This window comes from Asticcacaulis sp. P2_C5, from assembly GCF_056404555.1.
Genome location: NZ_JBFUDU010000003.1, coordinates 92,886 through 115,646 on the forward strand (window position 1 = coordinate 92,886; position 22,761 = coordinate 115,646).

General features: G+C 60.7%; 18 protein-coding genes and 1 tRNA gene. 9 read left to right on the forward strand and 10 right to left on the reverse strand.

What is annotated here, in order from left to right:
- The first annotated feature begins 39 nt into the window (after positions 1-39).
- The 7 genes from AC1DXO_RS06445 (at position 40) to AC1DXO_RS06475 (ending at position 12,070) form a co-directional block, all read left to right on the forward strand.
- A complete protein-coding gene (locus AC1DXO_RS06445) occupies positions 40-1,908 on the forward strand; it encodes a glycoside hydrolase family 97 protein (protein ID WP_476977290.1) in 1,869 nt (622 codons plus the stop codon).
- 875 nt (positions 1,909-2,783) lie between these two features.
- Positions 2,784-6,080 (forward strand): TonB-dependent receptor, encoded by a 3,297-nt coding sequence (locus AC1DXO_RS06450; protein ID WP_476977291.1) that lies wholly within the window; start codon positions 2,784-2,786, stop codon positions 6,078-6,080.
- Positions 6,081-6,165: 85 nt separating this feature from the next.
- Positions 6,166-6,732, forward strand: a complete 567-nt coding sequence (locus AC1DXO_RS06455; RefSeq protein ID WP_476977292.1) for a CC0125/CC1285 family lipoprotein — start codon at positions 6,166-6,168, stop codon at positions 6,730-6,732.
- A gap of 4 nt (positions 6,733-6,736) precedes the next feature.
- Positions 6,737-7,486 (forward strand): DUF6445 family protein, encoded by a 750-nt coding sequence (locus AC1DXO_RS06460; RefSeq protein WP_476977293.1) that lies wholly within the window; start codon positions 6,737-6,739, stop codon positions 7,484-7,486.
- A 65-nt stretch (positions 7,487-7,551) separates the two neighbouring features.
- Entirely contained in the window at positions 7,552-9,093 is a 1,542-nt protein-coding gene (locus tag AC1DXO_RS06465) for a tryptophan halogenase family protein (RefSeq protein WP_476977294.1), read from the forward strand.
- Between the two features lie 4 nt (positions 9,094-9,097).
- Positions 9,098-10,558 (forward strand): tryptophan 7-halogenase, encoded by a 1,461-nt coding sequence (locus tag AC1DXO_RS06470; RefSeq protein ID WP_476977295.1) that lies wholly within the window; start codon positions 9,098-9,100, stop codon positions 10,556-10,558.
- 3 nt (positions 10,559-10,561) lie between these two features.
- Positions 10,562-12,070, forward strand: a complete 1,509-nt coding sequence (locus AC1DXO_RS06475; protein WP_476977296.1) for a tryptophan halogenase family protein — start codon at positions 10,562-10,564, stop codon at positions 12,068-12,070.
- Positions 12,071-12,151: 81 nt separating this feature from the next.
- Here the strand turns inward: AC1DXO_RS06475 and AC1DXO_RS06480 are convergent.
- Positions 12,152-12,227: transfer RNA gene (locus tag AC1DXO_RS06480), tRNA-Ala, on the reverse strand.
- Between the two features lie 122 nt (positions 12,228-12,349).
- On the opposite strand from AC1DXO_RS06480, the gene AC1DXO_RS06485 reads away from it, so the two are divergent.
- Positions 12,350-12,655, forward strand: a complete 306-nt coding sequence (locus AC1DXO_RS06485) for a YggT family protein (RefSeq protein ID WP_476977297.1) — start codon at positions 12,350-12,352, stop codon at positions 12,653-12,655.
- 5 nt (positions 12,656-12,660) lie between these two features.
- The gene (locus AC1DXO_RS06490; protein WP_476977298.1) at positions 12,661-12,930 is read left to right on the forward strand and encodes a DUF167 domain-containing protein; all 270 of its coding nucleotides are present in this window, start codon (positions 12,661-12,663) and stop codon (positions 12,928-12,930) included.
- 61 nt (positions 12,931-12,991) lie between these two features.
- Here AC1DXO_RS06490 and leuB read toward each other — a convergent pair whose 3' ends face one another.
- The 9 genes from leuB to AC1DXO_RS06535 form a co-directional block, all read right to left on the reverse strand.
- Positions 12,992-14,059: a 3-isopropylmalate dehydrogenase gene (gene leuB, locus AC1DXO_RS06495; RefSeq protein WP_476977299.1), complete on the reverse strand. Its 1,068-nt coding sequence runs from the start codon at positions 14,057-14,059 to the stop codon at positions 12,992-12,994.
- A gap of 2 nt (positions 14,060-14,061) precedes the next feature.
- Positions 14,062-14,652 carry a 3-isopropylmalate dehydratase small subunit gene (leuD, locus tag AC1DXO_RS06500; RefSeq protein WP_476977300.1) on the reverse strand — a complete coding sequence of 197 codons (591 nt, stop codon included), beginning with the start codon at positions 14,650-14,652 and terminating at the stop codon, positions 14,062-14,064.
- A 1-nt stretch (position 14,653) separates the two neighbouring features.
- A complete protein-coding gene (gene leuC, locus AC1DXO_RS06505) occupies positions 14,654-16,075 on the reverse strand; it encodes a 3-isopropylmalate dehydratase large subunit (RefSeq protein ID WP_476977301.1) in 1,422 nt (473 codons plus the stop codon).
- A 218-nt stretch (positions 16,076-16,293) separates the two neighbouring features.
- A complete protein-coding gene (locus tag AC1DXO_RS06510) occupies positions 16,294-17,238 on the reverse strand; it encodes a branched-chain amino acid transaminase (RefSeq protein WP_476977302.1) in 945 nt (314 codons plus the stop codon).
- The gene (locus AC1DXO_RS06515; RefSeq protein ID WP_476977303.1) at positions 17,235-18,842 is read right to left on the reverse strand and encodes a 2-isopropylmalate synthase; all 1,608 of its coding nucleotides are present in this window, start codon (positions 18,840-18,842) and stop codon (positions 17,235-17,237) included. Before AC1DXO_RS06515 ends, AC1DXO_RS06510 begins: the two co-directional genes overlap by 4 nt.
- Positions 18,839-19,120, reverse strand: a complete 282-nt coding sequence (locus AC1DXO_RS06520; RefSeq protein ID WP_476977304.1) for an ACT domain-containing protein — start codon at positions 19,118-19,120, stop codon at positions 18,839-18,841. The genes AC1DXO_RS06515 and AC1DXO_RS06520 overlap by 4 nt, the downstream gene beginning before the upstream one ends.
- Entirely contained in the window at positions 19,098-20,798 is a 1,701-nt protein-coding gene (gene ilvG, locus AC1DXO_RS06525) for an acetolactate synthase 2 catalytic subunit (protein WP_476977305.1), read from the reverse strand. The genes AC1DXO_RS06520 and ilvG overlap by 23 nt, the downstream gene beginning before the upstream one ends.
- 229 nt (positions 20,799-21,027) lie before the next feature.
- Positions 21,028-22,035 carry a ketol-acid reductoisomerase gene (ilvC, locus tag AC1DXO_RS06530; protein WP_476977306.1) on the reverse strand — a complete coding sequence of 336 codons (1,008 nt, stop codon included), beginning with the start codon at positions 22,033-22,035 and terminating at the stop codon, positions 21,028-21,030.
- Between the two features lie 101 nt (positions 22,036-22,136).
- On the reverse strand, positions 22,137-22,712 hold the full coding sequence (locus AC1DXO_RS06535; protein ID WP_476977307.1) for a hypothetical protein: 576 nt from the start codon (positions 22,710-22,712) through the stop codon (positions 22,137-22,139).
- Between the last annotated feature and the right edge of the window lie 49 nt (positions 22,713-22,761).

A 22,761-nucleotide genomic window follows, 5' to 3' on the forward strand; every position in this document is an offset into this window, starting at 1 on the left:
AAATACTGGCTAAAATAAAAAAATACAGGGAACGAACATATGCTGGAAGTCATGGCCGCGGCGGCCCAAATTTTGCTATCGTCTCCGGACGGCAGCGTCGAATTTCGGATCGCTAATGATGGTTCTGCTTACACCGCCTACCGCAAGAGGGAGGAGGTTGTTTCCGGCTCGCATCTGGGCGTGCACCTGTCGGGGGCGGCGGATTTTTCGAACCTCGTGCTTGTAAAGCGTACCCGGCAAGATGGGCACCGCACCTATCAACTGACGGCGACCAAGGCCGACTCCGCTCAGGACAATTTCAACGGCGAGCGTCTTACCTTCGCAGAAGCGCAGGGACTGCATCGTGAAATCTCGATCGAGATTCGCGCCTATAACGACGGCGTCGCCTGGCGTTACGTGCTTCCCGAAGGTCAGGCCGTTTCCCTCTCGGACGAAACGACGGAGTTTCGACCGGCGGGAGATCCGACCTGCCTCGTCTCGGAATACAGCGCGTCGCATGAAAACGACTGGAATCCCGTCGCAATAACGCAGCTCGACGCAACCAAGCTGTACGACTATCCCATCCTGTGCCCGTCCGCGAGCGGTCAGACCTATTTTGCCATCGTCCAGGCGGGGCTGTCGGGTTACACCGGTTCCGCGCTGAAGCCCGCCGACGGGGGGCTGCAAGTCCAGCTGTTCCACGGCATCGATCGCAAGGAGGTTGCGGTCGAATCAGCGAACGGCCTGCAAAGCGGCTGGCGCGTTATCATGATGGCCGACCGGGCAGGGGACCTGATCGAGTCGAATTTGATCGGAAACCTTTCCGCTCAAGCGACCGGCGATTATAGCTGGGTCAAGCCTGGAAAGGTCGCCTGGGACTGGTGGTCCGGACCGACAGTGGGGGACAAGCCTACGATGGAGCGGTACCGCCGCTTTATCGACTTTGCGGCAGAGTCCGGCTTTCCCTATTTTCTTATCGATGCTGGCTGGGCGCTGAATACCGGCCCATGCTGCGCGGCCGACCCGCGGACCGACATCACCCAGGGAGAGGCCGGCATAGACATGCCGGCGTTGGCGAAATATGCCGCGTCAAAGGGTGTTGGCCTGATTTTATGGGCGCACTGGAAGCACGTCGAGCCCCGGATGGATGAAGTGCTCGACACTTACCAGGCTTGGGGAATCAAAGGCATCAAGGTCGACTTCATGGAGCGGGACGACCAGGGGATGGTCGCATTTTATGAGCGTCTCGCCGCCGCAACGGCCAAACGCCACCTGTTGCTGGACATGCACGGCGCCTTTCCGCCCATGGGACTGTCCAGGACCTATCCGAACTACATAACGCAGGAAGGCGTGCTGGGAGCTGAGTATAACAAGTTTCCCTGGGGCAAGGTGACGCCTTCGCACAATGTCAAGCTGGCCTATACGCGCATGCTGCTGGGGCCGATGGATTACACGCCGGGCGGATTCCGCAATTCTTATCCGGACACCTATGTGCAAACCGAGGTCTTCCCGTCGACGCGCTACACCCGCGGCCAGGCCCTGGCGCAATATGTCGTTTACGACAGCCCGCTCCAGATGGTGTCCGACGATCCGTCAGCCTACGAAAATGCGGCGGGATTTGACTTCATCAAGGCTGTGCCGACAGCGTGGGACGAGACGCGCTTTATTGCCGGAACGCCAGACAGCTACGTCATCGTGGCCCGGCGCAAGGGAGCCAAATGGTATATCGGCGCCCTGAACAATGAGGTGGCGCGGGTTGTCGATGTCCCGCTGGCATTCCTCGCAGGCGGTTCGCATGACGCGGTGATCTGGCAGGATGGCGCCAATGCCAACGACGTTAACCGAACGGAGAAATCGGTCACGCGCAGCGACGTTCTCAGGCTGAGCCTGGCGCGCGGCGGCGGGGCTGCGATTGAGATCGCGAACTAATACCAACCGGCACAGATACTGACACATAAAGTGCTGGTTGGTATTCGCATTTATTTCAGATCAAACGCCGTCGCACGGGCGCCCCCGATGGCTCCTCGCATAGGCTCGGGCGGGCGGTCGCCCTTGCCAAGTTGCAATGAGTCAACGTCATTGCAACTTGGTATAAGGCCCGCTGGAAAATAACTGAATCGGTTCGTGTGGCGACCTTCAACTAAGTTTGCGATCGAAGTCGACATTATGAAGCGGTTATTTCCAACAAACCTTAAGGAAAGGTGCCCGCGCGGGCGGGCCTGAACCAGGATTAAAGTCGACTTTTGACCCTGCCGTGCGCTGCGCGGCGGGTGCGATTCGCGTGGAAATGACCAGATAAGCCAGACATAATTGGCTCATAACCCAGACAATTGACGAGCGCTGTCATCGTTTCACCAGGAAAAATAAATGCTGAAAATTCAGCAGATTGTATTTCGCAGTCGACATAAATGGCTGAATAGTTTCCGCTATTCCTATTAAATTAAATAAAAACAACAAAATAATTTGGAATTCTGTGTGCTCGGCCGGGGGTGGCGGTCCATATTGCGATGCCATATATGAAAGTAAATATATTAAATGGTAGTGGCTAGGTGTCGCAATCACGCAACGCCCCGACATTTTTCCAAATATTGTCTGACTTTACGCTTGAAATAATGTGAGCGCTATCATAACCTTGTTCCATCACGGTGCGCGGGGCGTTCGGGGATGTTCTGACGTACGAAAAACGGCGTCCGGCCTGTGAGCAATATCGATAAAAATGTCTAGCCAGACGGCTCGTATCTTAGCGAGCGACACAAAATTTCCTCGGGGCCAAAGAAGCCAAACGAGGCAGGGAGACTACAAGCATGAAAACTTCACGAGATAATTTTGGCCAAAACCAGAGCGTCGCACGCCGCCGTTCCCGCATCGGCAGGATGCTGCTCGGCTCGACAGCCCTGGCGGCTGCGATGCTGGCGACGTCTGCTTTTGCGCAAGACGCACCCGCGGGCGATACTGGCGCTGCCGCTACGGGCGACGAGACGGTTGTCGTCGTTACCGGTATCCGCAAGTCGCTGGAAACGGCTTCACAGATCAAGCGCAAGGCTGACACCTTCGTCGATTCCATCACGGCATCGGACGTGTCGGCGCTACCGGATGCCAGCGTAGCTGAGGCCCTGGGGCGTATTCCGGGCGTGTCTGTGACGCGTTATTCGATCCTGCCGCAGTACAACACCGGCGGCGCCGGCGGCGCGAGCGGCGACTTCCCGTCGGCTGAAGGTTCGGGCAACCTGATCCGTGGTCTGTCGTTCGTTCGCTCCGAATTCAATGGTCGCGACCAGTTTACCGCCAACGGCGGGCGCGCGCTCGACTGGTCCTCCATCCCGCCTGAACTCGTCGGCGGGGTGGATGTCTACAAGAACGCCTCGGCCGAACTGATCGAAGGTGGCGCCGGCGGTACCATCAACCTGCGCACCCTGGCTCCGTTCGACCGCAAGGGTTCGACCTTCTCCGTCAGTGTGGACGGCACCTATGCCGACCTGCGCAAGGAATGGGCGCCGACCTACAGTGTCATGGGAAGCAAGCGCTGGAGCAATAGTGCAGGCGAATTTGGCTTGCTGGGCTCCTATTCCCATTCCGAGCTGAAATCGAACATCAATGACTGGCAGATCGGTGCGCCGATTCCGCGCGTCGATCCGACGGTTCAGGAGACACAAGGGCCTGGCCAATTCACAGGTGTTCCGCAAAGCAGCGTCATCGGCACCATTCCGGTATTCCAGCTGCGTCACAACGAGCAGGACCGCGAGCGCACCAGCTATTATCTCGCTGGGCAATGGCGCAACGATACCACCAGCATTACGATCAAGTATATCAACGTTGAGAACGGCACGAACACTGTCGAGCATACGGTCGAACACCTGCCGGATGCCGGCACGCCGACCAATACGCTGATCTCCGGCACCAAGCCGACGACGTTCACGACCATGCCTAACGGTGATGTGGTCCTGACGGGTCTTACGCAGCCTGCTTCGGAACCCTACAACGGCACGGTTGCACTCTGCAATATCGGCTACTCGGGCGCCGGCGGCTGCAGCCAGCCCATCGGTATCGGCAAGATCATGACGCAGGGCTGGATCACGGGAACGGGTCCTGACGGTGGCGCTTACGGCTACGGCATCAATACCCTGGGCCGTGGCGTGGTTGATCAGTCGAAGACCGAGGATTTCAGCATCAATCTGAAGCACAGTTTCAGCGACCGACTGAAGCTGAACCTCGATGCGCAATATACCAAGGCAACAGCGGCTCAGACCGAAGTTTGGGCGGGCGGTCAAACGCACTTTATGATTAATGAAGTGGCCGACCTCGATCATGGTTCCGTTGAATTCGTCATGGATCCGCGCGGCAACCAGATCACCGCTGTGAAGGCCGGCATGACACCGACCACCGCAAAAGACAATACCGCCGATCCCAGCGTCTATTGGTGGCTCTACAACGCCGACAACCATCAAAAGGGCGATGGCGATCTCTTCGCGCTGCGCGGCGACCTTGCCTATGAATTCGCCGACAATAGCTGGTTCAAGGATGTCAAGTTCGGTGCTCGCTATTCCGAACGTAACCAGACCAATGATACCGCCAACCAGAACTGGTCGGGCGTGGCACCGTCCTGGATCGGCGGCGGCGCAACACCGTTGAGTGCTCTGCCGGCGGGTATGACCGAAGTCGACGACTATGCGGACTTCTTCCGCGGCGGTCTCGTCCAGGGCAAGAACACCGGCTTTGTCTATCTCAACCGCGACTATTTGCTGAACTACGACAAGATGGCGGCGTTCATCACGGCCCAAAGCGGGACCGGCGGCCTGGTCCAAGGCTCGTTCTGGCAGCCGCGCACCCCGCTGTTCCCGGATGCCAACCATTCGGAGATCACCGAGAAGACGACCAACTTCTATGTTCAGTTCGATTTCGATCATGATCTCGGCAATGGCCAGTCGATCGAAGGCAATTTCGGCGTCCGCTATTCGAAGACCGATCTGGAATCGGCGGGTAATCAGGTCTTTGTCCCGTTTGCCGCGAAGTCGACCTGTACGCCTGGCACGGACGCCAATGGTGTGGTCACCACGACCTATGCCTGCTCGCACAACGCCCCGCAGGACTTCCTGCCGGGAACGGCCGCCTATCTCCAGGGGGCTCCGCACTCCATAAGCTACGGCACGAGCGACGATCACTGGCTGCCGTCGTTTAACATCAAGTGGAACCTGAACGAGGACATGCTGATTCGTTTTGGCGCCAGTCAAAACCTGACGCGCGCCAATATTGCCGATCTGCGTGCCTACAACACTTACGGCGCCAACACGACAACGGTGAACTGGCCGGCCGGACACTGCGCCTCCCTCGGCCTGCCGACGACCTGCAATGACGGTAACCAGAACGTAACCCTGAATGCGATCAGCGCCGGGGGCGGCAACCCGCGTCTGCGGCCGACGACTTCGGACAACTTCGACCTCTCCTACGAATGGTATTTCCCAAGCGGAAATATAACGACGGCGGTGTTCTCGAAGAAGTTGCACGACGTTATCCAGGGCGGCTCCGAAACCATAGGCAACGTTACGCTGGACGGAAAGACCGTGCCCATCGTCTATGGCGGCCAGGTTAATACCAAGGAAGTGGGTGTGAACGGTGTCGAACTCGCCTACCAGCAGTTCTACGACTTCCTGCCGGGCTGGTTCTCCCACCTTGGCGCCCAGGCCAACTTCACCTATATCGACGCAAGTACGGACCCGGATCTGTCTTGCGCGAATAACGGCGAGCCCTGCCGTTACAACATCACCGACCTGTTCCAGCAGTCCAAGTATCTGGCAAACCTGGTCGGCATCTATCAGGATGATACGTTCGAAGCCCGCCTGGCCTATTCGTGGCGCAGCCGGTACCTGATCGTCAAGGGCGACTACATGACAGGCAACCCGACCTATAACGAGCCGGCGGGTTTCCTGGATGCATCGTTGAAGTACAACATGAACAGGCACCTGCAATTCCGTACCTCAGTTGAAAACCTGCTCGATACGACCACGAAAGCGGTCATGCAGGTTGATCAGGCGGGCAATACCCGGCCTCGCTTCGCGATCAAAAATGATCGCCGGATCGTGGTTGGCCTGCGCTACCTGTACTAAATTCGTCTGAAAGTGTGGGGGCGGGATGGTTTTCTGTCCCGCCCCTTCTTTACCTACGCGTGTTATCTGGTCCGTGAGGTTACCAATGAAGAAGTTTTCCCTTGTCGTTGCGGCCTTTGTCGCCGTGATCGCTGTCTCGGGCGCCGAGGCTAAGGACTATAAGGTCGCCGCAAAGCCAGGAAACCCTGGTTATTTCAATGTACTTGAAGAAGGCGGTTTCTGGACGGTCGGCTATACCGGTGAGCCCGGGCAATCCAATCGTGAGATTGCCGAATATGCCTTGAGGCGCGCCGGTGATCTTGCCGCCGAGCAACATCAGGAATGGTTCGCCGTGTTGCAGACCACTAACCGGATGGTGCAACTTGGTGTCGCTGACGACCTGCAAAACCGCGCTGGTAATTTTATGGGCTCGGGCGCAGGCGGGACGACGGGGGCTCCCGTCGCAGGTGCGCCGAGTACGGGTTCGCGTGGTAACGAGGGCACCTTTGGTGGCGCTTCTGTGCCGAACGAAGTGCTGGAAACCTGGCAGCCCCGCAAGGTGCGTCAGACGCTCCTGGTGATCGAACTGGGGTCAGGCGATGATAAATCGTTTCCGGGGCTGGATCACACACCGGAAATTTTCCCGGCTACGCCCGCAACACCGGCAAAATAGTATAATGACGATAGACGAGCCTGCCTTCAGTGCGGATCGGATGGCAGGGTCGGCTATGGAAGTTGCGGTACATGAAGTCGGGCGTTCGAAATCAAAAATTATCGTTATTGACGACTTTCTGAGCCATGCCCAGGACGCCGTAGATGCCGCCGCAGCGCTGCCCGACTTTCCGCCTGAAGGCAGGACGGCCTATCCGGGCAGGCGTCACCAAATTGGGCCGGGGGACAAGGCTTCGTCTTGTGTCGTTGATATATTGAGAACGGCTGGCCCTCTCATTCAAAGCCATTATAATGCAGACAATTTCAGGGTGTTCGAAGCCAGTTTTTCGCTGGCCACGACGCTGCCGGAGGAAATGAGTCCGAGACAGCGCGTTCCCCATTATGACTTGGTTGACCCGGACTATCTGGCCATTCTGCTTCATCTGCATCGCGTTCCTGACACCGGCACGGCATTCTACCGCCATGTCGCAAGCGAAGTGGAACAGGTAAGCATCGATAATGTCTCTGAATTACGAAGTCTTGTACAGGCGGAGCTTGCTGAATATAGTCCCATGCCAATAAGTTCCGGAGGGCACTCGAACGCGCACTACGAAAATGTATTCCAGGTTGAGGGGCATTTTAATCGCCTCGTAATCTACCAGGGATGTCTGCTTCACTCAGGCTACTTTTCGCCGGACTTCAATTACAGTAGCGATCCTCGAACGGGACGACTGACGGCAAACGTTTTTATCCAGACGTCCAGAGGCGGCGTTTGACGCACGCGAGACATTACTATCAAGTTTGAAGCCGATATCGGTTTCGGTTAGGTTGGAATTTTGAGATGCCGCAGCGTTCAAACAATATTGAAAAGATCTGCATTCTGGGCGGGGGCACCGCGGGGTGGATGACGGCGGCCGCCCTCTCCCACAAGCTGAAAGGCTTGCCGATCCGGATCGAACTGGTCGAGTCCGATGAAATCGGCACGGTCGGTGTCGGCGAAGCTACGATACCGCTGATCCGGAAATTCAATGAAGCGCTCGGTATCGATGAAGCGATCTTCATGAAGGCGACCGAAGCGACCTTCAAGCTGGGCATCGAATTCTGCGACTGGGGCCGGGAGGGCGACCGGTATATCCATCCATTCGGCGACTACGGGCAGCCCATCAACGGCATTCCGTTCTACCTGGCGTGGCTGAGATTGCGGGAACTGGGCGAAACCGCCCGGCTGGACGAATGGTCCTATCCCATCCTGGCGGCCGAACAGGGACGATTCCAGTATCCGACGACGGACTACGGTACGGTCGAGTCGAGTTTCGGTTGGGCCTATCAGTTCGACGCATCGCAGTACGCCCTGTTCCTGCGGCGATACGCCGAAGCCAACGGCGTCGTCAGGACGGAGGGAAAGGTCCGCGAGACCTTCTGCCATTCGGAAACGGGTTTCGTTGAATCCCTGGAACTGAACGGAGAGCGCAGGGTTGCGGCCGACCTTTTTGTCGATTGCTCCGGATTTCGCGGCGTCCTGATCGAACAGGCGCTTGAGACCGGCTATGACGACTGGAGCTGCTGGCTGCCGTGCAACCGGGCGATCGCCGTGCCCTGTGAGTCGCGAGGCCCCCTGACCCCGTTCACCCGCGCGACGGCGCGCGAGGCCGGATGGCAGTGGCGCATCCCGCTGCAGCATCGCGTCGGCAATGGCCACGTCTATTGCAGCAGCTTCATTTCGGACGAACAGGCCGCCGACCAACTGCTGGCCAATCTCGAGGGGCCGACCTTGGCCGCGCCGCGCCAGCTCTTTTTCACGACGGGGCGCCGCCGCAGGTTCTGGAATAAAAATGTCGTCGCGATCGGTCTGGCGGCCGGCTTTCTTGAGCCGCTGGAATCGACATCGATCCACCTGATCCAGGAAGGCATCACGGAACTGCTGCAACTGTTTCCGGACAAGTCGTTCCAGCCTTCCGACGCCGATGAATATAACCAGCGCATGGGACTGGCGTTCGAACGCGTACGCGACTTCCTGCTGCTCCACTATGTCGCTAATCAACGCGAAAGCGGCGAGATGTGGCTGCATTTCCAGAACCTCAAACTGCCGGACAGCCTGGATGAGAAGATAGCGGCGTGGATGGCGCGCGGCCATATCATCAAATACGAGTTCGGAACCTTCCTGCCGCCGAGCTGGCTGGCCGTGCTGCTGGGGCAGAACCTGGTGCCGCGAGGCTATGATCCGCGTGTCCTCGCCATTCCGGAAGAGACACTGATCGCCCACGGCCGGGCCACGCGCGAAGCCGTGGCGGCCGCGGTCCGCCAGACGCCCGATCATAGCGCCTATATCCGCCGCATCGGCGCCGGGTCGGACCGGGCGCCCCTTATCGCAAGCGTGGAGTAGCTCCGTGTCTCAAACACCGATCGTTCATATCGCCGTCTGTGGTGGCGGACTCGCCGGCTACATGACGGCTACGGCATTATCCCGTCATCTCCCGGCAAGGCACCAGATCAGCTTTATTGCGATCGAAGACTCGCCGGCGGCCGATATCTTTTACGGCAATGTCACGTCGCCGTCGGCCTACGACTTTAATCTGTCGGCGGGCGTCACCGAACCCGCCCTGGTCAGGCAGAGCAGCACCGCCTTCTCCCTGGGCACGCAATACGAAAGCTGGGGAGGGGAAGAACGAACCTGGTTTCAGGGCTTTCAACTGCCCTTACCCATTCTCAATGGCGTCCAGTTTCACCAGTATCTGACCCGTCAGGGCGAGTATGATCTCGAGCCTTATCTGGTTTCGGCGACCGCGGCCAAACGTGGCGCTTTCGCCCATCCGCCTGAACAGGCCACTCACCCGTTGAGCCGGGCGGAATATGGCTATAACATTGATGCGACCTCCTATCTGAGTGTGTTTGCTTCGGTCATGGATGCGGCCCGCGTGCGCGTCATCCGTGCCGGCATCACCGGGATTGAGCTCGGTCCGGATGGTATAGACGCCTTGCGCCTGTCTGACGGCCAGACGATCTCGGCGGATCTATTCATCGACTGTACGGGGCCCGAGGCCACGCTGTTGAGCCGGCTCGGCGCCAGGCGTCTTGGAGACAGACGGCTGGGCGCCGTCATGAACCAGACACCATGCGACCATCTCGGCCCCGCGATGCGCACCCTGACGGGCCGGTCCTTCGGGTGGCAGTCCGTCACGCCGTTACAGGGCGCGACGGCAAGGCTGACGGTGTTTGCTGAAGACGACGAGGACCTGGCCCTTGAGGCGCACGGCGGCGATCCAGATGTAAAGGCCAGCGCTGTCTTGGGGCGTCAGGCCGAGGCCTGGATTGGCAATTGCGTCGCGATTGGTCAGGCGGCGGCGGTTGTCGAGCCCTTGACGCCGGCGCCCGTCATGCTGCTTCAGCGCGATATCGAGCGTCTGGTTTCGCTCATCCCCTTGTTTCGCGACATGTCCATGGAACGTCGAGAATATAATCGGCAGTTCGAAAACGATTACGAACATGCGGATCTGTTTCATCGCGCTATGTTTGCCACCACGCCCGTGGCGGGATCGTCGTACTGGGAAGCGGCCCATACCCAGCCAAACGCCAAGCTTGATCGTAAACTCACACAGTTCCTGAGCCGCGGTGTTCTGGTGTCCTACGACCTGGAGCCGTTCACGCCAGAGGACTGGACAATCCTGCATTATGGCATGGGACGTCGCCCCCGCCGCAGCGATCGTCTGGCGGACCCGCTGCCCGAGAACGAGGTGAAGCAATATCTGGCGAACATGCAAGGCAGCATCGCGACGATGGCGCGAACCCTTCCCGGTCACCAGGCCTATATGAGCGGGCTGAAAAACTTCCTGGCGCGGGAAGGTGCCTGATCCATGGTGACGCCCATAAAAGAGATTGTTATTGTCGGCGGCGGGTCCGCGGGGTGGATGACGGCGGCCGCGCTGTCCAGTCTGCTTGCCCCCAAGGATGTGTCGATTACGGTGGTCGAGTCGGATGACATCGGGATCATCGGCGTCGGTGAAGCCACAATTCCGGACATTATTAATTTCAACAAGTTGCTCGGTATCGACGAGGACGAGTTCATCCGGGAAACGAACGCGACCTTCAAACTCGGAATCGAGTTTATCGACTGGGGACGCAAGGGCGACCGCTATATCCATCCGTTCAGCAGCCATGGCGTGGACATGAACGGCTTCGACTTTCATCAGTTCTGGCTGCACAGCCGGGCCGCAGGCAACACGCATCCTATCGATGACTACAGTATGTGTGCTGTTGCGGCGCGGCACGGTAAGTTCGTCCATCCCGATCCCAATCCGCGCTCCATAGGCTCGCATATCCGATACGCCTATCATTTCGACGCCAGTCTCTATGCCAAGTACCTGCGCGCCTACGCTGAAAAACGTGGCGTGCACCGCATCGAAGGCAAGATCCAGACGGTCGTCCAGGCGCCTGAAACCGGCCATATCGCCGGACTCATGCTCGAAAATGGCGTGTCCGTGACGGGCGAGTTCTTTTTTGACTGTTCCGGCTTCCGGTCGCTGCTGCTGGGCCAGACACTGGGCGTGCCGCATATTGACTGGAGCCACTGGCTGCCGTGCAACTCCGCCCAGGCGGTGCCTTCGAAGCATGACGGACCGCTTCTGCCCTATACGCGAGCCACGGCCAAGTCATCCGGGTGGCAGTGGCGAATACCGACCCAGGCGCGGACCGGGAACGGGCATATCTATTGCCGCGACTTCATTTCCGATGACGAGGCAACCTCGGTCCTGCTCGCCAGCCTGGACGGTGAACTGCTGGGATCGCCCCGGACCATCCGATTCACCGCCGGCCATCGGCAATCCTTCTGGTCGAAAAACTGCATCGCCATCGGCCTGTCGGCCGGCTTCCTCGAGCCTCTGGAATCGACATCGATCTATTTGATCCAAGAAGGCATCAGCCGCTTTATTTCCCTCTTTCCGGATGCATCCCTGCCGGACGTCTTTCGCGACGAATATAACCGCTTCATGCGGGTTGAGTTCGAACAGGTGCGTGATTTTATCATCCTGCACTATTCGGCGACGGACAGGACCGACAGTCCCTTTTGGGACTACTGCCGGACCATGTCCATACCGGACAGCCTGAAGCACAAGATCGCTCTGTTTCGCGAAGGTGGTCGCGCCTTTCGCCTTAACGACGAACTGTTTTCGCGCCCGAGTTGGGTGGCGGTCTTCCTGGGGCAGAATATCGTCCCCAAGGCGTGCGATCCCGTCGTCGCCAACCTGCCACCGGCAGAAGTCACGGAAAGCGTCGAGTCCATGCGCCTCGCCATGATCAAGGCGGCGCAGATGATGCCGTCGCATGAGGAATATCTGAGAAAATACAGTAAGGTTGGGGTTGGTTGATCGCCGGTCTTTGCAAGGCGCCGTGATGCACGACCTGCGCATCCGACAGATTGTCATCGTCGGCGGAGGTCTGTGAAGGAATGGTGGAGCTAAGCGGATTCGAACCGCTGGCCTCCTCATTGCGAACGAGGCGCTCTACCAACTGAGCTATAGCCCCATGCCTTCCACGAAGTGCCGTCTTATTACGGCAAGTTCGACGCATGTCAAGCATGCGTTGACTTGTTTGGCTTAAGGAATCCCCTATAGTCACTTCGTCACGTCTGTTCGGGAAAAGGTTGCATGATCGGGTTCATTTTCTTCATATTGAATGGCTTATTGAGCTTTATCTCTTTCATGCTGATTGCCAGCGCCATCGTTAGCTGGCTAACCTATTTCGGGATCATCAACACACGCAATCCCACCGCTTATCGGATCGTGGCGACTCTCGATCAATTCACGGCACCTATTCTGGAGCCGTTTCGCCGGCTTGTCCCGTCTCTGGGTGGCTTTGATATCAGCTTCATTCTCTGCCTTCTGGTCATTCGTGGCATGCAGTATTTTCTGTTGCCGATTGCGCAGGAAAACCTGACGCGGCTGCTTGGCTAGCGGTCTTGGCGCGCCTCTTCATCCGCCTGACGCCCAAGTCTGCCAAGGACGGCATCGACGGTTGGGCTGAGGATGACAAGGGGCGGCGCTACCTGAAAATCCGTGTCCGTGCCGCGCCCATCGAAGGCCGGGCCAATGACGCCCTGATCGCCTTGCTGGCCAAAAGCCTGAATGTGCCAAAGTCGCGGCTGTCGCTGGTGGCCGGTGATACGTCGCGCCTGAAACAGGTCGAAATCGATGGCGTGACGGATGAGGCTCTTGCGGCGCTGGCCTAAAAAGAAAGCCCCGCCAGCTTGCGCCGGACGGGGCCAGTTTACACCTTTGCGAGGTGGCGACTTACGCGGCTGCCAGGGCAGCTTCGCGAATCTGGTCGGTGATGGCCTTGGCGACCTGCGAACCCGAAGCGGTGCCGCCAAGGTCGCGCGTCAGGACGCCCTTTTCGACGACGGCGTCGATGGCAGCGTCCAGCGCATCGGCTTCCTTCATCAGGTTGAGCGAGAAGCGCAGCATCATGGCGACCGACTTCAGCGTGCCGATCGGGTTGGCGAGGTCCTTGCCGGCGATATCCGGCGCCGAGCCGTGGATCGGTTCATAGAGGCCCTGACCGGTCGCGCCCAGGGAGGCCGAGCCCAGCAGGCCGATCGAGCCTGGCAGGACCGAGGCCAGGTCGGACAGGATGTCGCCGAACATGTTTTCGGTCAGCACGACATCGAACGAACGCGGCCGGGTGACCAGGTGCATAGCCATGGAATCGACCAGGGCATGCTCGAGCTCGACGTCGCTATAGTCTTCCTTGTGCAGACGGATGACGGTTTCGCGCCACAGGCGGCTGGTCTCGATGACATTGGCCTTGTCGACGCTGGTCACCTTGTTGCGGCGCTTGCGGGCGGCGTCGAAGGCGACGCGGGCAACGCGCTCGACCTCGGCCACCGTATAAAGGCATTCGTCGGTCGCGGTCGTTTCCGTCCGTGTGCGCTTGCCGAAATAAAGGCCGCCCGTCAGTTCACGGACGATCAGCATATCGGCGCCTTCGACGATCTCGGCCTTCAGCGGCGAGCGGTGGACCTGCGACGCCTTGACGTCCATCGGACGCAGATTGGCGAACAGGCCCAGCGACTTGCGCACGGCCAGCAGGCCCTGCTCGGGGCGCATCTTGCCGAGATCCCACTTCGGACCGCCAACGGCGCCCAGCAGAACAGCATCGGCGGCCAGGCAGGCAGCGTCGGTGTCTTCCGGGTACGGATTTTGAACCGTGTCGATAGCGATGCCGCCGATCAGTTTTTCGGTGAAGGTGAAGCTATGGCCATAGACTTCGCCGATGGTCTTCAGGGCCGATACGCCGGCGGCGGCGACTTCGGGACCGATGCCGTCGCCGGGCAGGACGACGATATTGAAGCTAGCCATGATCAGGCGGCCTTTCCGTGAGTTTGTTCGTAGTGTTCAATTTCGGGCATGCGCTTCAGCAGCCAGCCCATGGCGTCGACGCCTTCCAGCAGGCACTGGCGTGCGAAGGCTTCGACCTGGAATACGAAGACAGTGCCGTCTTCGAGGCGCAGCTCGCACGATTCGAGGTCGATGGTGACGCGCTGCTGCGGATTGGCCAGCAGCTTGTCATAGGTCACCTTGTCGACCACGACCGGCAGCAGGCCGTTCTTCAGGCTGTTCGACTTGAAGATGTCGGCGATCTCGGTCGAGATGACAGCCTTGAAGCCATAATCCATCAGCGCCCACGGCGCGTGTTCGCGCGACGAGCCGCAGCCCAGATTATTGCCGGCGACCAGGACGCGGTGCTCGGTCGGATCAATGGTGTTGAGGATGAAATCCTTCTCCGAGCCATCGGCATTGTAGCGCCAGTCGTTGAAGGCGACCTTGCCGAGGCCGGCCTTGGTCGTCGTCGTCAGGAAGCGGGCAGGGATGATCTGGTCGGTGTCGATATTGGCTTCGTGCAGGACGACGATGCGCGACGATACGGTATTGTTGGGTTGCTCGTTGGACATCTTACGCTTCTTCCAGAGTTTCGAGCGCCATAAACTGGCGCGGATCGGCGACGTGGCCGGCGATGGCCGAGGCGGCTGCCGTGGCCGGTGAAGCCAGCACGGTGCGCGAACCCGGCCCCTGGCGGCCTTCGAAATTGCGGTTGGAGGTCGAGACGGCCAATTGGCCCGGCGCGACGAAATCGCCGTTCATGGCGATGCACATCGAACAACCCGGCAGGCGCCATTCGGCCCCGGCTTCGAGGAAGATCTTGTCGAGCCCTTCCTTTTCGGCCTCGATCCGCACCCATTCCGAACCCGGAACGACCAGGGCGCGGACACCGGCGGCGACCTTGCGGCCCTTGAAAATCTCGGCGGCGGCGCGCAGGTCGGCCATGCGGCCATTGGTGCACGAACCGATAAAGACGACGTCGACCTTGGCGACATCGCGGCTGTCGCCGCCATGCAGGCCCATATATTTCAGGGCGCGTTCCTCGTCTTCGGTGGTGGCCACTGGGACGCCACGAACGATGGGAGCGCCCATATCGGGCGAGGTGCCCCAGGTCGCCATCGGCTCGATGGCCGAGCCGTCGATGCGGATTTCCTTGTCGAAGACAGCGCCTTCGTCGGAGGCGAGGGCGAGCCAGGCTAAAGCAGCTTCGTCGTAGGCGGCACCTTGCGGCACATATTGGCGGCCGCGCAGCCATTCGACGGTCTTGGCGTCGGGTGCGATCATGCCGCAGCGTGCGCCGGCTTCGATCGACAGGTTGCACACGGTCATGCGGCCTTCCATGTCGAGGTCGCGAATGACATCGCCGGCATATTCCAGCGCATAGCCGGTGCCGCCGGAAAAGCCGAGCGTGGCGATGACGGTCAGGGCGACGTCCTTGCCGGTGACGCCGGGCTGGAGCTTGCCGTCGACCGTGATGCGCATGGTCTTGGGCTTGCGCTGGGCCAGGCATTGGGTCGCCAGGACATGGCCGACTTCCGAGGTGCCGATGCCGAACGCGATACAGCCGAAGGCGCCATGGGTCGAGGTATGGCTGTCGCCGCAAACCACGGTATAGCCCGGCTGCGTCAGGCCCATTTCCGGGCCGATGACGTGGACGACGCCGCGGTTTTCGGCGTCATAGCCGAACAGGCGGACACCGTTCTTGGCGGCATTGGCTTCCAGTGTCTCGACCTGCTTCTTGGCCTGGGGCGTGACATAGGGGCGATTGCCGTCGGCATCGGGACGCAGGGTCGGAATCGAGTGATCCAGCGTGGCGAAGGTCCGGTCGGGCCGGCGCACCTTGATGCCGCGCGCATCCAGCTCGGAAAACGCCTGGGGCGAGGTCACTTCATGGACGAGATGCAGGTCGATATAGAGGACCGCGGGCTTGTCGGCCGCTTCCGGTTCCACGACGTGGGCATCCCACACTTTTTCAAACAACGATTTCGCAGTCATAATTTTTGTCTCGCTTGGCGCTGAGCCGGATGCTGAGCAAGGCCCCCACCACCACATCTCACTCTCATTGGCGTTCGCCAATTCGAGTTCGTGCGGTCCCCCTCCCCACGTGGCGGGGAGGTATAAGTATTCCTTAGTCTTATACCTCCCCGTGAGCGGGGAGGGGGACCGTCCCAAAGGGACGGTGGTGGGGGCCTTACCTTAGCTCACTTGGGTTTTCATTCGGCCGGGACAGTGGCGTGGATAGGCTCCAGCCAGCCGAACCGGTCTTCGGTGGTGCCGTTGAACAGGCCATGGAACAGGGTCTGCAACCGCTTGGTGATCTTGCCCGGCCCGCCGACGCGGGTCGGAATATCGTCGATGCTGCGGATCGGCGTGATTTCCGCTGCCGTGCCGCACATGAAGACCTCGTCGGCCAGGTACAGCATTTCACGCGGCAGGGCCTGCTCGATGACCTCGATGCCGTCGGCCTTGGCCAGGCGGATGATCGAGTCGCGCGTGATGCCGCCCAGGATGGACGAAGCCACCGGCGGGGTGTGGATCTTGCCACCCATCATCAGGAACAGGTTTTCACCCGCACCTTCCGACAGCCGGCCGTCGGTGCCCAGGCCAATGCCTTCGACATAGCCGCGGCCCCGTGCTTCCTTGCCGATCAGGTAGGACGACAGGTAGTTGCCGCCCATCTTGGCCGCGTTGGGAATGGTATTGGGCGCAGCGCGCTGCCACGACGAAACGCAGACATCGACGCCCTTGGTCAGGCCTTCTTCGCCCAGATAGGCGCCCCACGGGAAGGCGGCAATGGCCAGGTCGACCTTGATATTGTCGCCCTTCGGCGTGACGCCCATACCGTTTTCGCCCAAGAAGGCGATCGGCCGCCAATAGGCGCCCTTCAGGTTGTTGGCGACGATGATGTCCTTGGCCGCGGCGATCATCTGATCGAGCGTGAACGGGATCCGGATGCCGTAGATGCGGGCGGAATCCTCCAGGCGGCGCATGTGGTCGGTCAGGCGGAAGCCCATGGGACCGTGCGGCGTGTCGTAACAACGGATGCCCTCGAAAACGGACGTGCCGTAATGCAGGGCGTGGGTCATGACGTGAATGTTCGCGTCTTCCCAATTGATGATCTGGCCGTTCATCCAGATTTTATCGGCGAGCTTTTTCATAGTGAGGTTTCTTTGATTCGAAGATTTGTATCGGGGGAAACCGCTTTCTTACGCTCATTGACCGGCGCCAGAAAGACGGATTTTTCGAAGGCAGCGCACAGGGCGCGTAATCCGGCCCATACCGGGTCGGGGCCGCGACCACGGCCCCGATAAACCTCTCCCTCGATGGTTAGACTGATTTCGGCAAACGCCCCGCTGTCGAAATCGAAACCCGTCTGGGTGATTTCGCAATCGGCGACGCTGGCCGCGATTCCATAGGCCTTGGCCAGGGCGTCCAGCCCGGCGGCAAAGACATTGCGGCCTTCGCCGCGCACGGTTTCCACGCTGCGATCGTCATGCAGCAGGTCGAGCGCGATGTCGGTGCGGTCGCGACCGACATGGCTGCGCACGGCCTGGATTCTGGCTGTGTCGCCGTTAGCCGTGTTGCGGCCGAGCAGGGCGCGCAGTTCGGCTTCGTCGATCTCGCCGATCTCGTCGGCCCGGCGCTTGAAGGCGGCAAAGACTTCGCTCAGCCCGCTGTCGTCGAGCGCGTGCCCAAAGGCCAGGGCCTGTTTGGCGACGGCGTGACGGCCGGAATGCTTGCCCAGGACCAGGTTCGACTTCTCGACCCCAACATCTTCCGGGCGCATGATCTCATAGGTGCGGGCGTCGTTCAGCATGCCGTGCTGGTGAATGCCGGATTCATGGGCAAAGGCGTTCTTGCCGACGATCGCCTTGTTGCGCATCAGCACGCTGCCGGTCGCGCGGGCCAGGCGGCGCGAAATTCCGGCCAGGCGGCGGGAATCGATGGCGGTGTGCAGGCCGTACAGGTCCGGACGGACCTTCAGCGCCATGACGATCTCTTCCAGCGAACAGTTGCCGGCGCGTTCGCCGATACCGTTGATGGTGCATTCGACCTGACGGGCGCCGCCTTCCAGAGCGGCCAGGCTGTTGGCGACGGCCAGGCCCAGGTCGTCGTGGCAATGGGCCGACAGGATGACGTCCGGATAGTCCGTCAGGGCCGCCTTGAGGTCGGTGAAGACCTGGCGAATCTCGGCCGGGGTCGCATAACCGACCGTATCGGGGATGTTCAGCGTTCCGGCGCCGGCCGCAGCGGTGGCCCGGCAGATCTCGGCCAGGAAATCGGGCTCGGTGCGGATGGCGTCTTCTGGCGAAAACTCGACCTCGTCGAAGATACCGGCGGCATAGGTGACGGCGCGAACGGCGGTCTCCAGCACTTCGTCGCGCGACTTCTTCAGCTTGGCGGCGCGGTGAATGGGCGAGGTGGCGAGAAAGATATGGACGCGGCGTCGCTTCGCCGGTTCCAGGGCGCGGGCCGCCGCGTCGATATCGCTGACCAGGGCGCGCGACAGCGAGCACAGCACGGGGCCACGGGCATCGTCCATAACTTCGCTGGCGATGGCGCGAATGGCTTCCTCGTCGCCGGGGGAGGCGGCGGCAAAGCCGGCCTCGATGATGTCGACGCCCAGTTCTTTCAGGGCGTGGGCCATCATCAGCTTGTCCGCAACACCCAGCGAAAAGCCGGGCGCCTGCTCGCCGTCCCTTAAGGACGTGTCGAACACGAGGACTCTATTCGTATCTTTTGTCAGCGAGCTGACGGTCATGCGCGTATCTCTTGTCTGGCCGGAACGGGCGCGGAAGCCCCCCTCGGATCTTCGGAGAGGCGCTTGATGCCGTACAGGCGGTCGATCTGAAGGCCCAGGGTGTCCGGGCTGCGGGAAGCGTCACGCGGACGGGCCGTAATGGTCAGCCCGCGCCGGTCCTCGCCGAGATCGTAGAGTTCCATCTGGTCGATGTGGAAGCCACGTCTCTCGACGAGGCCCAGAATTCGCAGCAGCGTCCCTTCGAGACGATCCAGCTCAATATGAATCAAGTGGTTCATCCCAACGCTCCTCCATCATTTCCGCGTTCGACGCACCCGGCGGCACCAGCGGCCAGACGTTTTCGCGCGGATCAATCAAAACATGCAAAAGGGTTGGCCCTTCAGCGGCCAGCAGCCGGTCGATGGCGCCCTCGACTTCGTGGCGATGGGTGATGCGGAAGGCATCGAGCCCGAACGCCTTGGCGACAACGACGAAGTCCGGATTGTCGGACAGGTCGATTTCGCTGTAATTTTCCTGATAGAACAGTTCCTGCCACTGACGAACCAGGCCCAGCGACGAATTGTCGAGCAGGACGATCTTCAGCGGGATCTGGTAACGGTTCAACGTCGCCATTTCCTGGATGTTCATCATGAAGCTGCCATCGCCCGACACGGTGACGACGTGGGCGTCCGGGCGCGCCAGCTTGGCGCCGACGCCAGCCGGCAGGCCATAACCCATGGCGCCGGACCCGCCCGAGGTCAGGTGGGCGCGGTTGTGGGAAAATTCGCAGTGCTGGGCGACCCACATCTGGTGCTGTCCGACGTCGCAGCAGGCGATGAACGCTTCTCCGGCCTTTTCCGACAAGGTTTTCAGCAGGCCCGGCGCATAGACGCCCTTGCCCGGCGCGTTATATTTGAAGCGATGCTCCCACTTGTCGGCCTTGCACTTCTCGACCCATTTCTGGATACCGGAGACCCCAGAACTTTGGACTTTTGGCTTCAGGCCTTCGATGGCCAGCTTCAGGTCGCCGACGATCGGGGCGTCGGCGTGGCGCAGCTTGCTGATCTCGGCCGGATCGATATCGGCATGGACGACCTTGGCGTGCGGCGCAAAAGCATTGAGCTTGCCGGTGGCGCGGTCGTCGAAGCGCGCACCCAGGGCGATCAGCAGGTCGGTATCCTGGACGGCGATATTGGCGGCGCGCGTACCATGCATGCCCAGCATGCCGAGGAACAGATCGTCCGTGGTCGGAATCGTGCCCAAACCCTTCAGGGTCGAGACGACGGGGATGCCGGTGCGGGCCAGCAGGTCGCGCATGGCCTGGGACGCGCCGGCCATTTCGACGCCCCCGCCGATATAGAACAACGGCTTCTTGGCGGCTTCGATCAGCTTGACGGCGGCGGCGATATCGTCGGCGGCCGGGGCGGGGGCCACCCAGGTCGGGAAATTGGCGGGCGATGAGGTGGCCGTGCGGGCGGCGGCGACGTCCTTGGGGATGTCGACCAGGACCGGGCCCGGGCGGCCTTCGGCGGCGATCGCAAAGGCGCGGGCCAGGATGGCCGGGATATCGCCGGGATCGCGGACCAGCCACGAATGTTTGACGATGGGCAGGGTCAGGCCCAGGATGTCGACTTCCTGGAAGCCGTCGGTCCCCATCAGATGGGTCGAGACCTGGCCGGTGATACAGACCAGGGGAACGCTGTCCATATAGGCATTGGCAATGCCGGTGATCAGGTTGGTGGCGCCGGGACCCGAGGTCGCCATGCAGACGCCGGTCTTGCCGGTGGCGCGGGCATAGGCGTCGGCGGCGAAGGCTGCGCCCTGTTCGTGACGGACCAGGATATGCTGCAGGCCGGATCCGGCCAGGGCGTCGTAGATCGGCATGATGGCGCCGCCCGGATAGCCGAACAGGGTCTCGACCCCCAACGCCTTTAGCGTGGAGATGACCAGTTGCGCGCCTGTGGGTTCGTTGCTCATAAAAGCCGTCTCGACAGAATTATTGACTAAACACCGCGAGCTCTGCTCGCGACATGCAAAGACTCGAAAAATTTCTGAAGGGCCGTCCTGCCTGGCGGCGAGCCCGAGGAAATTTTTCTCGATATTGGACCACGGAAAAGTACACCGAGGCGAAGCCGAGGGACTTTTCCGTGATAGTAGTTTTGGCGGCAGGCGCGCCTACACCTGCCGCCGTCGTTTAGCGCCGCAGTTACGCGTCGACGCTTTGTTTGTTCTGCAGCCACGACATGCGCGAACGCAGGTCCTTGCCGACGGTTTCGATCTCGTGTTCCAGATCCTGGCGCATCAGGGCGTTGTAGCGCGGACGGCCGGCCATGTTTTCGAGAATCCAGTCGCGGGCAAAGTCGCCCGACTGAATGTCGTTGAGCACTTCACGCATGCGCTCGCGGGTTTCTTCGTTGATGATGCGCGGACCCGAGACCAGGTCGCCATACTTGCAGGTTTCCGACACGAAGCTGTGCATCTTGGCGAAACCGCCTTCATACAGCAGGTCGACGATCAGCTTCAGTTCGTGCAGGCATTCGAAATAGGCGATTTCCGGACGGTAGCCGGCTTCGACCAGGGTTTCGAAACCCATCATGACCAGTTCGGTCGTGCCACCGCACAGGACGGCCTGTTCGCCGAACAGGTCGGTTTCGGTTTCTTCCTTGAAGGTCGTCTCGATGACGCCGCCAACCGTGCCGCCGATGCCGCGGGCATAACCCAGGGCCTTCTGCGCCGCCTTGCCCGACACGTCGCGATCGACGGCGAACAGGGACGGGACGCCGCGGCCGCGCAGGTATTCGCGGCGGACCAGGTCACCCGGGCCCTTCGGGGCAACCAGGATGACGTCCATGTCGGCGCGGGGAATGACGCGGCCGTAGAGAACCGAGAAGCCGTGGGCGAACAGAACCGCGCAGCCCTGGGGTGCGTTGGGCTCGATGACGTCCTTGTACAGGTCGGCATGGGTCATGTCCGGCGTCAGGAAGGCGATGATGGTCGCGTCCTTGACGGCGTCGGCGACCGACAGGACCGTGTGACCGTCGGCCTTGGCCTTGACTTCACCGGCGCCGCCGGCGCGCAGGCCGACCACGACATCGGCGCCCGAATCCTTGAGGTTCGAGGCGTGGGCGCGGCCCTGGCTGCCGTAGCCGATAATGGCGATACGTTCACCCTTCAGGCTGTCGGGCGAAACGTCGTCATTGGTATAGATCTTCACAGTGGTCTCCGTAGTCTCTTAAGTTAGGTAAAGTCGGGGGTGTATCAGAAGGCTGTCTATTAAGTGGTCGCATTTTTACGCAAAAGTGGCGGCCACTTTTGCTAAAATGCTCCGGCATTCGTCACGGATGTGACCATGCGGGCATATTTTTCCAGGGCGCCGGCGCCGAATGTGGTCTTGCCGGGCTTTTGCACCTTGGCGGCGCGGCGCAGTTCGATGTCGGCGAAGACGTCGATATGCCGGCCGGCGATGTCGATATGGATGATATCGTCGTCATTGATATAGGCGATCGGACCGCGCGCGGCCGCCGAAGGGGCGACATGGCCGATGATGGCCGCACCGTCGGTGCCGCCCGTGCGGCCGTCGGTGATGATGGTGACGCGATCGATACCGGCGGCCTCGATGGCGGCGGTGACGGCGCGCAGGCCCTCGGCGGTGATATCGTCGCCGTCCTGGCGGATGATCATGATGTCGCAGGCGCGGACCCGGCCGCGCGCAATGCCGTCCAACGCCTCATCCGTCGATCCGAAGACGCGCGCCGGACCGTCGAAAATCTCCGCGCCGAAGCCGTCCAGCTTTACCACGCAGCCTTCCGGAGCGAGCGTGCCATGCAGGATGGCGAAGCCCGAAGCGGTGGCTGGGGAATTCTGGCGCTGGAACTGGGTCAGGGCGGTCATGGGACTAATCTTTGTTATGATCGGTGAGTGTCAGGCGTTTGGCGTCGGG

Bases quoted from the DNA above. Each gene is read 5' to 3' on its own strand.
- AC1DXO_RS06450 (WP_476977291.1), top strand. From the start codon at position 2,784: ATGAAAACTTCACGAGATAATTTTGGCCAAAACCAGAGCGTCGCACGC.
- AC1DXO_RS06465 (WP_476977294.1), top strand. From the start codon at position 7,552: ATGCCGCAGCGTTCAAACAATATTGAAAAGATCTGCATTCTGGGCGGG.
- ilvG (WP_476977305.1), bottom strand. From the start codon at position 20,798: ATGAGCAACGAACCCACAGGCGCGCAACTGGTCATCTCCACGCTAAAG.
- AC1DXO_RS06535 (WP_476977307.1), bottom strand. From the start codon at position 22,712: ATGACCGCCCTGACCCAGTTCCAGCGCCAGAATTCCCCAGCCACCGCT.
- AC1DXO_RS06460 (WP_476977293.1), top strand. From the start codon at position 6,737: ATGACGATAGACGAGCCTGCCTTCAGTGCGGATCGGATGGCAGGGTCG.
- AC1DXO_RS06455 (WP_476977292.1), top strand. From the start codon at position 6,166: ATGAAGAAGTTTTCCCTTGTCGTTGCGGCCTTTGTCGCCGTGATCGCT.
- leuD (WP_476977300.1), bottom strand. From the start codon at position 14,652: ATGTCCAACGAGCAACCCAACAATACCGTATCGTCGCGCATCGTCGTC.
- leuB (WP_476977299.1), bottom strand. From the start codon at position 14,059: ATGGCTAGCTTCAATATCGTCGTCCTGCCCGGCGACGGCATCGGTCCC.
- leuC (WP_476977301.1), bottom strand. From the start codon at position 16,075: ATGACTGCGAAATCGTTGTTTGAAAAAGTGTGGGATGCCCACGTCGTG.
- AC1DXO_RS06475 (WP_476977296.1), top strand. From the start codon at position 10,562: ATGGTGACGCCCATAAAAGAGATTGTTATTGTCGGCGGCGGGTCCGCG.
- AC1DXO_RS06445 (WP_476977290.1), top strand. From the start codon at position 40: ATGCTGGAAGTCATGGCCGCGGCGGCCCAAATTTTGCTATCGTCTCCG.
- AC1DXO_RS06485 (WP_476977297.1), top strand. From the start codon at position 12,350: ATGATCGGGTTCATTTTCTTCATATTGAATGGCTTATTGAGCTTTATC.
- AC1DXO_RS06515 (WP_476977303.1), bottom strand. From the start codon at position 18,842: ATGACCGTCAGCTCGCTGACAAAAGATACGAATAGAGTCCTCGTGTTC.
- AC1DXO_RS06520 (WP_476977304.1), bottom strand. From the start codon at position 19,120: ATGAACCACTTGATTCATATTGAGCTGGATCGTCTCGAAGGGACGCTG.
- AC1DXO_RS06510 (WP_476977302.1), bottom strand. From the start codon at position 17,238: ATGAAAAAGCTCGCCGATAAAATCTGGATGAACGGCCAGATCATCAAT.